This is a genomic window from Corallococcus sp. AS-1-12, from assembly GCF_020036995.1.
Lineage (GTDB): Bacteria > Myxococcota > Myxococcia > Myxococcales > Myxococcaceae > Corallococcus.
Genome location: NZ_JAIQDD010000023.1, coordinates 32,890 through 45,596 on the forward strand (window position 1 = coordinate 32,890; position 12,707 = coordinate 45,596).

Here is a 12,707-nt window from a genome sequence, read left to right on the forward strand (position 1 = left end):
TTGTCTGCCATTGGGGAGAGGGCCTCCCCCCAGGCCCGGTCCCCGGCTCAGGAGGACAGGCAGGCGGACAAACGATTGCAGTCCGGGAGGATTTGTCTGCCCATGGCGCCGGACTAACCGGCGCGGCGCCCTCGGGCGGCCTTCGGCTTCTTCCGGGGCGTAGGAGTGGGCGCGGACCCGGGCGCCGGCCTTGGGGGCATGACGGACACCACGGTGCGCACCACGCGCGCCACGGCCTTGAGCTGGCGGGGCTCCAGGTCGCGCAGCGTGCGGACCAGGCGGCGCAGCTCCAGCGAGTCCTCGGGGCCGGGCGGGGCGCGGGGCGGCACCGGCGGGGCGCCGGGCCCCACGCCCAGCAGCGTGTCCGAGGACACGGCCAGCACGTCGCACAGCCGCCGCAGGGTCTGGGCGCGGGGCAGCATGCGGCCGCGCTCCATGCGGCTGTAGACCTCCATGGCGATGCCCACGCGCTCCGCCACGTCCGCCTGCGTGAGTCCCAAGCGCAGCCGCGCGTCTCGGGCGGCGGCTCCAAACACCGTGTTCAGCTTTTCATTCACCGGGGCGGGCACGCGGCAAAACCTTGCACCTCTCCTCCGGGGCGCAAGTTTTCGAAGGCCGCCGGTCAGCGCTCCCGCAGCGCGAGCGCGCCCTGGATGATGAGCCCCATGGCCTTCAACGCCTCTTCATCCAGGGGCCGCAGGGCGCGCACCAGCCGGCGCAGGGAGGGGGAGTCCTCCTCGCGGTCCGCCAGGGCCAGGGTGAGCGCCTCGTCCGGGGGCGAGGGCCCGTCCAACCCCAGCAGCGTGTCCGCGCGGATGCGCAACACCATGCACAGGCGGCGCAGGGTGGTGGAGCTGGGCAGCACCCGCCCGCGCTCCATGCGGCTGTAGACCTCCATGGCGATGCCCACCTGGCTGGCGACGTCGCCCTGGGTCAGCCCCTGCCGCTCGCGGGCCTGTCGCGCCGCGGTGCCCACCGTGATGGCCAGCTCCTCGTTCATTGCCGCTCACCACCCCTGGCCGGACCGTGTCTCCCATGAAGTCAGGTGTCCGGCATCCTACCTGACACGGCACCAACACTACCCCAAGGGGTGTCCGCCATGCTATTGACCCTGGAGGTCCCATACCTCCTTTCGCGAATGCATCCTCTCAGCCACCCCCTCCCTCTGAGATTCAACCCTCCACGTCCCGGAGCATCCGGGCCTTCCCGCCGCGCGGGAGGCGCCACGCCATGAGCCTGGAGGGAGGACATCCGCTGCTGCTCCAGCCCCAGGAGGTGGTGGGCAGCTTCCGGCTGCTGAAGCGCCTGGCCACGGGGGGCTACGGCACCGTGTTCCTGGCGGAGACGGGGGGCTTCCGCGTGGCGCTGAAGTTCGCGCTCCAGGGGCCGCAGGACTCCGAGGAGGGCTCGCAGGTGGACGCGCGCACGCTCAAGGAGGTGAGCGTGCTGCACCGCATGACCCACCCCAACGTGGTGGCGCTGCGCGGCTACCACCGCTGGCCGCACCCGCGCACGGGCTACCTGTTCCTGGTCATGGACTACGTGGAGGGTCCCACGCTGTCCGACTGGGCGGTGGCGGCGAAGCCCACGGCGCGGCAGGTGGCGCGGCTGTTCTCGGAGCTGGCGCTGACGCTGGACTTCGTCCACCGCGCGGGGGTGCGCCACCGCGACATCAAGGGCAGCAACATCATCGTGCGCGCGTCGGACGCGCGGCCGGTGCTGGTGGACTTCGGCTCCAGCGACCACGCCTGCGCGCCGTCCATCACGGACGGGCGGCCGCCGCCGGGCACGCCCAGCTACCGCAGCCCGGAGCTGTTGCGCTACTGGCTGAGCCACCCGCGGGGCATGGCCCGTTACGTCTACCAGCCCACGGACGACCTCTATTCGCTGGGGCTCACGCTCTTCCAGGTGCTCACCGGGGACTTCCCCTATCCGCCGGACGTGCCGGCCGCGGCGCTGCTGGGGGGAATCCAGAGCATCAAGGGGCGGTCCGCGCGGTCCATCAACCCGCGCGTGCCCCGCGCCCTCAATGACATCTGCGAGCGGCTGCTGCGCCAGGACGCCAGCCAGCGCTACCAGATGGGCGCGGACCTCTACGCGGACCTGAGCGCGGCGCTGGAGCGCGCCCCGGACAGTTGGGACACGCCGCTCTTCAACGCGCCGCCGCTCCACGAGGCCGTCACGGAGGAGTCCGACGCGTACTTCGACGGCAACGAGGAGGCCCGCGAGCTGCGCCGCTGGGCCCGCGCCTGGGAGCGGCGCATCCCCGGCGCCGCGCCCCACTCCAGCGCGTCCACGCCGCCCGTGCCGCCTCCGCCCGGCCCGTCGCTGGGGCTGGCCGCGCCCCTGCCCCCGCCCATGCCCTGGTGGGTGGCCCGGCGGCTGGCGTTGCGGCGGCGGTGGGAGCGGTGGCTCCGGCGTCTGGGATTGCGCCGGGACGGGTGAACGCTCCAGGTCCACCGCCCTTCACTCAACCCTGGAGGTTTTCCCCACGACAGGGTTTGTGCTACCTGCGGGGTGGAGCGATTTACGCTCCACCTGGGAGGTAGGAAGGCAGGACATGAAGACGCCCGATACGACGACGGAGGAGAACCCCGGCATGCCCCGCCGGCCGCGCGTGCTGTTCACGGTGGGAGGCACGGCCTTCGAGTTCGTGCGCAAGCTGGAGGTGCGCTCCACCGGGGAGCTGCTGATGCTGGCGCGGCGGCGCTACCGGGGCGGGATGGGCGGCCCGGTGGTCATCAAGCGGCTGCGCAACCCGTCTGGCTTCGTGGAGCGGCGGCGGCTGGTGGAGGAGGTGGAGCTGACGTTCCGGCTCAACCACCCGGGCATCGCGAAGGTCTACCACCTGAAGGCGTACCGGGGCGTGCCGCACGTGGTGATGGAGTACGTGGAGGGCCGGTCGCTGGACACGGTGCTCAACCTGGTGGCCATGCGGCGCAAGCCCATGTCCCCGGCGTTCGGCGCGTGGGTGGTCTCCGAGGTGGCGGAGGCGCTGCACCACGCGCACACGCTGCGGGACGAGTGGAACCGGCCGCTGGGCATCGTGCACCGGGACGTGAGCCCCCGGAACCTGCGCCTGGGCGTGCATGGCGAGGTGAAGCTCACGAACTTCACCGCCGCGTTCTCCACGCTGCCGGGGCGGGAGATCACCAGCCGCCCGCTGGTGAAGGGGGACGTGGCGTACGCCTCGCCGGAGGCGCTGCGGCGCGAGCCCCTGGACGCGCGCAGCGACCTGTTCTCGCTGGGGCTGGTGCTGCTGGAGGTGCTGACGGGGACGCACCCGCTGGCGCAGGAGGGGGACGTGGCGCTCCCGCCCCCGCCGGACCTGCCGCTGGTGCAGGCGCAGGGGCCCACGTGGATGCCGCTGACGGAGGTGGCGGCGCGGATGGCGCTGGTGGGGCCGGCGGAGGTGGAGCGCCTGGCGCGCGACGTGCCGGAGGGCCTGCGCGCGGTGGTGGTGCGGGCGCTGCGCCAGTCCCCGGCGGACCGCTTCGGCACGGCGGCGGAGCTGGCGGCGGCGCTGAGGGAGTGGCTGCGGGACCATGCGCCCGCGTACGGGCGGCAGGCCGCGGCGGAGGAGGTGGAGGCGGCGGCGCGGGAGGCCACGGGCCGGCGCAACCAGGCGGAGCTGCTGGAGGGCGGGCTGCACCCGGAGGAGCTGACCGCCGAGGAGGCCGCGATGGCGTCCGAGGCCGCCGGGACCGCGAGCCTGGAGGTGCCGCCGCCGTTCCTCGGGGGCGACGACGTGACGCCGGACCTGAATGACGAACCCCTGCCCCTCCAGGACATGGTCGAGGACCTGGATGAGCTGGCCGGCCCCGACGAGCAGGCGCCGGGAGACGACCTGGAGGACGACGACGACGGCCACCAACCGGTGTGAGCGGGTGCGCCGGGACTTCCGCCACCCGAGTCCCCGGGGACCAGCGGGCTCCCGGATGGCGGCGACGACTGTCTTTTCCGGATTTCATGCGGACCGTGAAGCGTTGCAGTGTTTGGCAAAGCTTCCGTGACTTGCTTGAATCCTCTCACTCAGCAACCCGGTGCGTCACCCCGCCGGGCCGTTCCTCCAGGCGGGGTTCCGAGGGGAATGACAATTCCTGTCACCGCGCGGGTCCTCCGCGACTGACACGCCTTGCACCCGCCAGTCAGCGCAAACCCAGACATTGACAGGCTTTCGCGAAAGCCAATAAAAGGCGTGACAGCATTTTCGCCCGCTGGCACCGTGATTTGAGTTTCCAGCCGTAGCCCAGACATACGCCGAGGGCCGGGAGGTCCCCCCGGGTCGGCGTAGGCCTGTCCATCTCCTCCGTTCTCCACGGTGTCCCCCGGCCGTGCTCGCTCCGAGCGCGGCACGGGAAGCGTGTCTCCGGGCCCCGCCCCGGGCACGTGAGGCCGGCGTGTGCCCGCTGTGAGTCATTGCCCCTTCCCTGTCTGTCTTCCCAAGGAGTGTCGAGTGAAGCGAACGTCTCCCCGTTGGTTCCGGTCGCGCGGCATGCTGGGCGCGCTGCTGCTGTCCCTGTCCTCGCCGTGGATGGCCGCGTGTAGCTCGGGCCCGGGTGCGCAGGAGCCCTCCGCGCCCGCCGAGCAGACGCAGTCCCAGGTCACCGTCTCCATCGGCGCTCAGGACCTCTACGCCCAGGCCGTGAAGGGCCGCGTCTCCGCCCAGGCCTTCGCCTACTCCGACGTGAAGAGCATCCGCGTCGATGTCTCCGAGCAGGGCACCGACGGCCTCGTCATCTTCAAGAACTTCGACCTCTTCACCTCCGCCGGGGCGTGGACCGGGAAGCTGCCCTTCCTCCCCAAGGCCAAGGCCCTGACCTTCTTCGCTCGTGCGCTCGACGCCTCCGGCAACCTCCTCTTCTCCGGCTCGCTCGACGCCACGCTGAACCTCGACTTCGAGACGGTCACCATTCCCCTGGCTCCGGCCAACAACAACGCCGTCATCTCCCTTCCGCGCATCCGGAAGATCAGCATCCCCAGCGCCTTCGCCTCTTCGCAGTCGGGCAACATCACCTTCGCGGTGGAGGCCACCAACGGCGAATCGCTCCGCTACGCCATCACCTCCGCCGTCGCGGGCAGTGGCACCTTCTCTCCGCTCAACGGCGCCATCACGTTGCAGAACACGGCGGGCGCCTTCGTCTCCCAGTACACGCCGCCGACCGTCTCCACCGAGACGACCTTCAGCCACACGGTCACGGTGACCAACCCGGCGGGCCACTCCATCAGCACCACCTTCACCACCAAGGTGAAGCCCCCGGAGACCTCCAGCGGCGTCATCGACACCTCCGTCGCCGTCCTCTTCAACCCCGTCATCAACGGCCTCAACGGCCTGCGGGTTCGTGACACGCAGAACGTCATCTTCACGGCGGACGTGAGCGACGACGGCGCGCAGGAGGCGCTCAGCTACGCCTGGAGCTTCACCCCCGCCACGGGCACCAACTTCGACCCCGTGCCCGCCTTCACCGGGGACACCAACCCCTCCACGCTCCAGAACTACACCACCGCGGTGCAGGGTGACCTGAAGCTCTCCGTCACGGACGCCAACAACGGCGTCACCACGCTCACCTACAAGCTCACCCCGGATCAGTTCCCGGACAACCCCGTCGCCGAAGGACCGCTGGATGGCATCAACAGTATCCGCAACGGCCGGGACCACACGTGCACCCTCTTCAACAACGGCTCGGTGCGGTGCTGGGGCTACGGGGCCTTCGGGCAGTTGGGCTACGAGAACACCCAGAACATCGGTGACAACGAGCTGCCGTACACGGCCGGCGAGGTGAAGCTGCTCGGCAAGGCCACGAAGATCGCGATGGGTGGCAACCACTCGTGCGCGCTGATGGACACGGGCCTGGTGCGGTGCTGGGGCCTGAACAACTACGGGCAGCTCGGCTACAACAACACGGTCAACCTGGGTGACGGCGAGCCGGTGGCCAGCTTCGGCTACGTCAACCTGGGCGGCCCCGCCACCCGCATCACCGTGGGCGAGACGCACTCCTGCGCGCTGATGGCCACGGGCAAGGTGCGCTGCTGGGGACGCAACCAGTACGGCCAGCTCGGCTACGGGAACACCAACAACATCGGTGACGACGAGCAGCCGTGGCAGGCCGGCGACGTGGACCTGGGCGGCGCCACCGCCACGGACGTCGTCGCGGGCAGCAACCACACCTGTGCCCTGCTCTCCAACGACAAGATGCTCTGCTGGGGCTACAACCTGGAGGGCCAGCTCGGCTACACCCACGCCACCACCATCGGCGACAACGAGGTGCCGGGCAGCCAGACCGCGGTCGAGCCGAGCGGTCCGATCGCGCAGCTCGCCCTGGGCAACAACCACACCTGCGCCCTGCTGAAGACGGGCACCGTGCGGTGCTGGGGCTCCAACGGCCTTGGCCAGTTGGGCACCGGGCAGTCCGGCGGCAACTTCCTGTTCAAGGACTCCGGCAGCATCGACCTGGGCACCGGCGCCCTGCAGGTCACCGCGGGCGTGAGCCACACCTGCGCCCTGCTCTCCACGGGCAGCGTGCGGTGCTGGGGTCAGGCGAACTTCGGCCAGACGGGCTACGGGACCACGACGGCGCGCAACACGCCGGGCCCGGCCGTGGACCTGGACGGCGCCACCGCGTACCAGGTCTCGGCCTCCTCCTCCGGAAACTACACCTGCGCGCTGCTCTCCACGGGCAAGGCGCGGTGCTGGGGCCAGGGCAACTCCGGCCAGCTCGGCTACGGCAACACCAACCACATCGGTGACAACGAGCAGCCCTCCGCCGCGGGCGACATCCAGCTCCTGCCTCCCGCGCCGTAGTCGCCGTCCCCATCGCGGGCGCCCTCAGGACCGGGCGCCCGCATCCCTTCGTCTGTCATTCCCTTCGCCTTCAGGAGTCTTTCCGTGCAGAGAACATCCCCTCGTTGGTTCCGGTCGCGCGGCATGCTGGGCGCGCTGCTGCTGTCGTTGTCCTCGCCGTGGATGGCCGCGTGTAGCTCGGGCCCGGGTGCGCAGGAGCCCTCCGCGCCCGCCGAGCAGACGCAGTCCCAGGTCACCGTCTCCATCGGCGCTCAGGACCTCTACGCCCAGGCCGTGAAGGGCCGCGTCTCCGCCCAGGCCTTCGCCTACTCCGACGTGAAGAGCATCCGCGTCGATGTCTCCGAGCAGGGCACCGACGGCCTCGTCATCTTCAAGAACTTCGACCTCTTCACCTCCGCCGGGGCGTGGACCGGGAAGCTGCCCTTCCTCCCCAAGGCCAAGGCCCTCACCTTCTTCGCCCGTGCACTCGACGCCTCCGGGAACCTCCTCTTCTCCGGCTCGCTCGACGCCACGCTGAACCTCGACTTCGAGACCGTCACCATTCCCCTGGCCCCGGCCAACAACAACGCCGTCATCTCCCTGCCCCGCATCCGGAAGATCAGCATCCCCAGCGCCTTCGCCTCTTCCCAGTCCGGCAACATCACCTTCGCGGTGGAGGCCACCAACGGCGAGTCGCTCCGCTACGCCATCACCTCCGCCGTCGCGGGCAGTGGGACCTTCTCGCCTCTCAACGGCGCCATCACGTTGCAGAACACGGCCGGCGCCTTCGTCTCCCAGTACACGCCGCCTACCGTCTCCACCGAGACGACCTTCAGCCACACGGTCACGGTGACCAACCCCGCCGGGCACTCCATCAGCACCACCTTCACCACCAAGGTGAAGCCCCCGGAGACCTCCAGCGGCGTCATCGACACCTCCGTCGCCGTCCTCTTCAACCCCGTCATCAACGGCCTCAACGGCCTGCGGGTTCGTGACACCCAGAACGTCATCTTCACCGCCGACGTGAGCGACGACGGCGCGCAGGAGGCGCTCAGCTACGCCTGGAGCTTCACCCCTTCCACGGGCACCAACTTCGACCCCGTGCCCGCCTTCACCGGCGCGACGAACCCCTCCACGCTCCAGAACTACACCACCGCCGTGCAGGGTGACCTGAAGCTCTCCGTGACGGACGGCAACAACGGCGTCACCACGCTCACCTACAAGCTCACCCCGGATCAGTTCCCGGACAACCCCGTCGCCGAAGGGCCGCTGGACGGCATCAACAGCATCCGCACGGGTTGGGACCATGCGTGCGCGCTGCTGAATGACGGCTCCGTGCGCTGCTGGGGCTACGGGGCCTTCGGCCAACTGGGCTACGAGAACACCCAGAGCATCGGTGACAACGAGCTGCCGTATACGGCTGGCGCGGTGAAGATCCTCGGCAAGGGGACGAAGCTGGCGGCGGGCGGCAACCACTCGTGCGTGCTGATGGACACGGGCCTGGTGCGGTGCTGGGGCCTGAACACCTACGGACAGCTCGGTTACAACAACAAGGACAACCTGGGCGACGGCGAGCCGGTGACCAGCTTCGGCTACGTCAACCTGGGCGGTCCGGCCACGCGCATCGCGGTGGGCGCGGAGCACTCGTGCGCGGTGATGGCCACGGGCAAGGTGCGCTGCTGGGGCCGCAACCAGTACGGCCAGTTGGGCTACGGGAACACCAACACCATCGGTGACGACGAGCAGCCCTGGAGCGCGGGCGACGTGGACCTGGGAGCTGTCACGGCCACGGACGTCGTCGCGGGTGACGACCACACCTGCGCCCTGCTCTCCAACGACAAGATGCTCTGCTGGGGCCGCAACGGCCTGGGCCAGCTCGGGTATCCCCACCGCAACAACATCGGTGACAACGAGCTGCCGAGCAGCCAGACGCCGTTCGAGCCCAAGGGCCCCGCCGCCCAGCTCACCGCCAGCAAGCACAGCACGTGCGCCCTGCTGAAGTCGGGCAGCGTCATCTGCTGGGGCGACAACTACAGCGGCCAGACGGGCAACAACATCTTCAATGACTACGTCTGGTACTGCGGCGAGCACCCGACGGCCTACTGCTACTTCAACTTCCTCGCCAACTCGACGACGGTGAACCTGGGCGGAGCGACCGCGTTGCAGGTGACCTCGGGGGGCGAGCACGCCTGCGCCCTGCTCTCCACGGGCAGCGTGCGGTGCTGGGGGCTCAACAGCACCGGTCAGTTGGGCTACGGCAACACGGCGACCCTGGTGGTCCCCGGCGGCCCCGTGGACCTGGGCGGCGCGACGACCGCCTATCAGATCAGCGCCTCGTCGGGTGGCACCTGCGCGCTGCTCTCCACGGGCAAGGCGCGCTGCTGGGGCAAGAACAACGCCGGGCAGTTGGGCCAGGGCAACACGGCGATCATCGGTGACAACGAGCTGCCGTCCGCCGCGGGCGACATCCAGCTCCTGCCCCCGACGCCGTAGTCGCTGAACACTCGCGGGCGCCCGGCACACACCGGGCGCCCGCTTCGCTTTCCCTCCGTGTGAGCCATGACGAAGCCCGCCGCCCTCGCGCTCCTGCTGTTGTGCACCGCCGCCGCGTGTACGTCGTCGCCCACGACGGAGCCGGCCACGCCGGAGCCCACCACCTCCGAGGTGACGTTCAACATCACGGCGGACACCGCCGGCCCCCAGTCCCAGACACGGCGGGCGCTGGGCTTCTCCTTCGCGGACGTGGCGCGCATCCGCGTGGACGTGGAGGACGCGACCCGCCACAGCGCGCTGTTCACGAACTTCGACCTGGTGCCGTCCCCCTCGGGCTGGTCCGGCACCCTGCCGTCCCTGCCGCGCCATCAGGCCCTCACCTTCATCGCGCGGGCCCATGACGGGAGCGGCGCGCTCCTCTTCCAGGGCAGCACCACGCAGACGCTCATCGCGGACCGGGAGTCCGTGGCCATCACGCTGGCGCCCTCCAACGACGGCGCGCCCATCACCCTGCCGCGCATCCCCCGCATCCAGCTCCCCGGTGAGCTCGTCTTCGGCCAGCCCGCCACCGTCACCTTCTTCGTCGAGGCCACCTCCGGCGAGGCCCTCACCTTCGCGCTCACCGCCGCGAGCAACGGCGGCGCCTTCGTTCCCTCCAGCGGGACGTTCACGCTCACCGGGACCTCCGGCGCCTTCGTCGCCCGCTACCTGCCGCCCTTCGGCGTCCCCAGCCCCACCGACTACACGCACTCGCTCACCGTCACGAACCCGGCGGGGCACTCGGTCAGCACCTCGTTCGTGACGCGCGTGCTCCCCGCGGATCAGTCCACGGACTCGCTGGGCACCACCGTGCGCATCCTCTTCGCGCCCGTCATCCAGGGCCTGGCCGCGTCGCGGCTCGCGGGCACCTCCGACGTCGCGTGGTCCGCCACCGTGTCGGATGATCAACCCGCCCGCACGCTCGACTACACCTGGAGCTTCACCCCGGACGCGCCCGTGACGCCCGCGCCGGGCTTCACCACCCAGGCCAACCCCACCGTCCTCCAGCACTACGCGCCCGCGCTCCAGGGCCGCCTGTCCCTCCAGGTCACCGACGCCGCCGGGGCCCGCACCACCGCCACCTACCGCCTGGGCGCGCAGCAGTTCCCCGACGCCCCCGTGCAGACCGGCGGGCCCACCGACGTCGCCCAGCTCCGCGCCGGGGACAGCCACACCTGCGCCCTGCTCAACGACGGCTCCGTGCGCTGCTTCGGCGGCGGCGCGCAGGGCCGGCTCGGCTACACCGGCACCGCCAACGTCGGTGACGACGAGACGCCCGCGTCGAAGGGCCCCGTGCCGCTCGCCCCGGGCGAGAAGGCCGTGCAGTTGGCCACCGGCCTGGGCCACACCTGCGCGCTGCTCTCCACCGGGCGCGTGCGCTGCTGGGGCGCCAACGCCTCCGGCCAGCTCGGCCTGGGCCACACGCGCGCCATCGGCGACGACGAGCCCATCGCCACCGTGGGCACCGTCGACCTGGGCGGCGCCCGCGCGCTGCGCGTCACGGCGGGTGACCGCCACACCTGCGCGCTGCTCACCTCCGGCCACGTGCGCTGCTGGGGCGACAACACCCACGGGCAACTGGGCCTGGGCCACACCGACACGCTGGGCGACGACGAGCCTCCGCCCACCACCGACGTCCCCGTCGGCGCCCCCGTACAGGACCTGGTCGCGGGCGGCGACCACACGTGCGCCCTGCTCTTCTCCGGCCGTCCGCGCTGCTGGGGCGCGAACGCCTATGGACAACTGGGTTACAACCGTAACGATTATGTTGGTGACACCGAGTTGCCGTCGTCAGCGGGGGACGTGGACGTGGGCGGCACCGCCGTGCAGCTCGCCCTGGGCACCCAGCACACCTGCGCCCTGCTGGACACCGGCGCCCTGCGCTGCTGGGGCGCCAATGCCTATGGCCAGGTGGGCAACGGCAACCCCGACTACGCCACGCCCCTCACCGCGGTGGCGTTGCGCGCGGGCCTGCGCGCGGTCCAGGTCGCGGCCGGCGCACAGCACACCTGCGCGCTGCTCGAGTCCGGCCAGCTCCAGTGCTGGGGCAACGGCGCCCGGGGACGGCTGGGGTACGCCAACACGCGCTCCCTCTCCGCGCCCGGCGCCGCCGTCATCGACGTGGGCGGCGCTCCCGCCACGTCCGTCACCGCGGGCGGCCAGCACACGTGCGCCGTGCTCTCCTCCGGCCGTGCGCTGTGCTGGGGCTTCAACGCCTCCGGGCAGCTCGGATACGGGCACGTGCGCGCCATTGGCGATGACGAGGCACCCGCGCTCGCCGGGGGCATCCTCCTCGTGTCGCCCTGACACCGCGCACGGGAGGGCCCTGATGCCCGGCTGCCTGCCCTCCAGGCCCGGGCGGGTGCTTCCGGAGCAGGTTGCCGGACGCAGGGGGCGATGAAGAACCTCCTCCGACGGAGGGCATCCTTCATGGCCAGCACCGACACGCATCCCGTACCCCCGCAGCCCGCCGAGGACTTCTACGGGCGTCCGACCCACCCGCGCCAAGGCCAGGGCTCCGCGCCGCACGAGGACCCGACGCCCCAGCGCTCCCGCGAGGACGAGGAGGAGGAGGAAGACGAGCGCAAGCCCCGCCGCGAGCTGACCGAGGCCGACGAGAAGGGCGTCCGCCCGCGCACCGAGGAGGACGACAGCGACACGCGCCACGCCAGCGGCGTGCATCCGTATGACCCGCGCGAGCGCGCCCCGGGGGCATCGCTCGACGAGATGCCGGACGGCGACGGCCCTCGCAGCGACGCGGGCACCAACCCGGTGTCCGACGTGTACCGCTACGGCCACCCGGACCGCATGCCGGACCGCGAGCGCTGAGCCGGCCGCCGCGCACGGCGCCTGGAAACAGCGAGGGCCAGGACCCGGGCATCCGTCCCGGCCTGGCCCTTCGTCACGTCCGACAGTGAGGCGTCAGCCCACGCGGCGCGGGGCGTGATCCAACCGGTGGGCGTCCACCCACGCCTCCGCCTGCGCCATCGTGTCCACGAAGACCGTGTCGAAGCTGGACGCGTGGCCGGTGAGCAGCATGGCCACGGACATCGCCTTGCCCACCACGCGCTGTGACAGGTCGGACCCCACGTACACCACCGAGCGCATCCACTCCGCGCGCACGTTGTTGGCCAGGTACTTGCGCGACTCGGCGGGCAGCTCCGACCCCGGCACCTCCGCCACCAGGTAGAACGGCCCCTGCGCCGCCATCTCCTCGTAGACGCGCAGCGCCCACTTCGCGTCCTGCAGCCCCACCACGCCCGTGTACTTCGTGTGCAACACGTCCGGCGCCGTCATGCGGATGCGGTGCGCGCCACACGTCCACTCGCGAATCTGTTGCTCCATGCGGTCCTCCCCCCGGCTACTGGAGGAAACCCTACGCCGGACCCCACCA

9 protein-coding genes are annotated in these 12,707 nt (G+C 71.1%); 6 read left to right on the forward strand and 3 right to left on the reverse strand.

What is annotated here, in order from left to right; all coding sequences use genetic code 11:
• Positions 1–113: 113 nt before the first annotated feature.
• Positions 114–569 (reverse strand): helix-turn-helix domain-containing protein, encoded by a 456-nt coding sequence (locus K8556_RS28345; RefSeq protein WP_370639978.1) that lies wholly within the window; start codon positions 567–569, stop codon positions 114–116.
• Between the two features lie 53 nt (positions 570–622).
• Entirely contained in the window at positions 623–1,000 is a 378-nt protein-coding gene (locus K8556_RS28350) for a helix-turn-helix domain-containing protein (protein ID WP_223743236.1), read from the reverse strand.
• Between the two features lie 230 nt (positions 1,001–1,230).
• On the opposite strand from K8556_RS28350, the gene K8556_RS28355 reads away from it, so the two are divergent.
• From K8556_RS28355 to K8556_RS28380, 6 genes are all read left to right on the forward strand, one after another.
• Complete coding sequence (locus tag K8556_RS28355; protein WP_223743237.1) at positions 1,231–2,445, forward strand: serine/threonine-protein kinase; 1,215 nt, start codon at positions 1,231–1,233, stop codon at positions 2,443–2,445.
• A gap of 115 nt (positions 2,446–2,560) precedes the next feature.
• Entirely contained in the window at positions 2,561–3,883 is a 1,323-nt protein-coding gene (locus tag K8556_RS28360; protein WP_223743238.1) for a serine/threonine-protein kinase, read from the forward strand.
• A gap of 612 nt (positions 3,884–4,495) precedes the next feature.
• Positions 4,496–6,802, forward strand: a complete 2,307-nt coding sequence (locus K8556_RS28365) for an RCC1 domain-containing protein (RefSeq protein ID WP_370639980.1) — start codon at positions 4,496–4,498, stop codon at positions 6,800–6,802.
• Between the two features lie 84 nt (positions 6,803–6,886).
• A complete protein-coding gene (locus tag K8556_RS28370) occupies positions 6,887–9,274 on the forward strand; it encodes an RTX toxin (RefSeq protein WP_370639979.1) in 2,388 nt (795 codons plus the stop codon).
• A gap of 66 nt (positions 9,275–9,340) precedes the next feature.
• A complete protein-coding gene (locus K8556_RS28375; RefSeq protein WP_223743240.1) occupies positions 9,341–11,620 on the forward strand; it encodes an RTX toxin in 2,280 nt (759 codons plus the stop codon).
• 123 nt (positions 11,621–11,743) lie between these two features.
• Positions 11,744–12,142, forward strand: coding sequence for a hypothetical protein (locus K8556_RS28380; RefSeq protein WP_223743241.1), 399 nt, complete (start codon positions 11,744–11,746; stop codon positions 12,140–12,142).
• 93 nt (positions 12,143–12,235) lie between these two features.
• On the opposite strand, the gene K8556_RS28385 is transcribed toward K8556_RS28380, so the two are convergent.
• Positions 12,236–12,658: an STAS/SEC14 domain-containing protein gene (locus tag K8556_RS28385; RefSeq protein WP_223743242.1), complete on the reverse strand. Its 423-nt coding sequence runs from the start codon at positions 12,656–12,658 to the stop codon at positions 12,236–12,238.
• Positions 12,659–12,707: the final 49 nt, after the last annotated feature.

Bases quoted from the DNA above. Each gene is read 5' to 3' on its own strand.
- K8556_RS28350 (WP_223743236.1), bottom strand. From the start codon at position 1,000: ATGAACGAGGAGCTGGCCATCACGGTGGGCACCGCGGCGCGACAGGCC.
- K8556_RS28355 (WP_223743237.1), top strand. From the start codon at position 1,231: ATGAGCCTGGAGGGAGGACATCCGCTGCTGCTCCAGCCCCAGGAGGTG.
- K8556_RS28360 (WP_223743238.1), top strand. From the start codon at position 2,561: ATGAAGACGCCCGATACGACGACGGAGGAGAACCCCGGCATGCCCCGC.
- K8556_RS28365 (WP_370639980.1), top strand. From the start codon at position 4,496: ATGCTGGGCGCGCTGCTGCTGTCCCTGTCCTCGCCGTGGATGGCCGCG.
- K8556_RS28375 (WP_223743240.1), top strand. From the start codon at position 9,341: ATGACGAAGCCCGCCGCCCTCGCGCTCCTGCTGTTGTGCACCGCCGCC.
- K8556_RS28380 (WP_223743241.1), top strand. From the start codon at position 11,744: ATGGCCAGCACCGACACGCATCCCGTACCCCCGCAGCCCGCCGAGGAC.
- K8556_RS28385 (WP_223743242.1), bottom strand. From the start codon at position 12,658: ATGGAGCAACAGATTCGCGAGTGGACGTGTGGCGCGCACCGCATCCGC.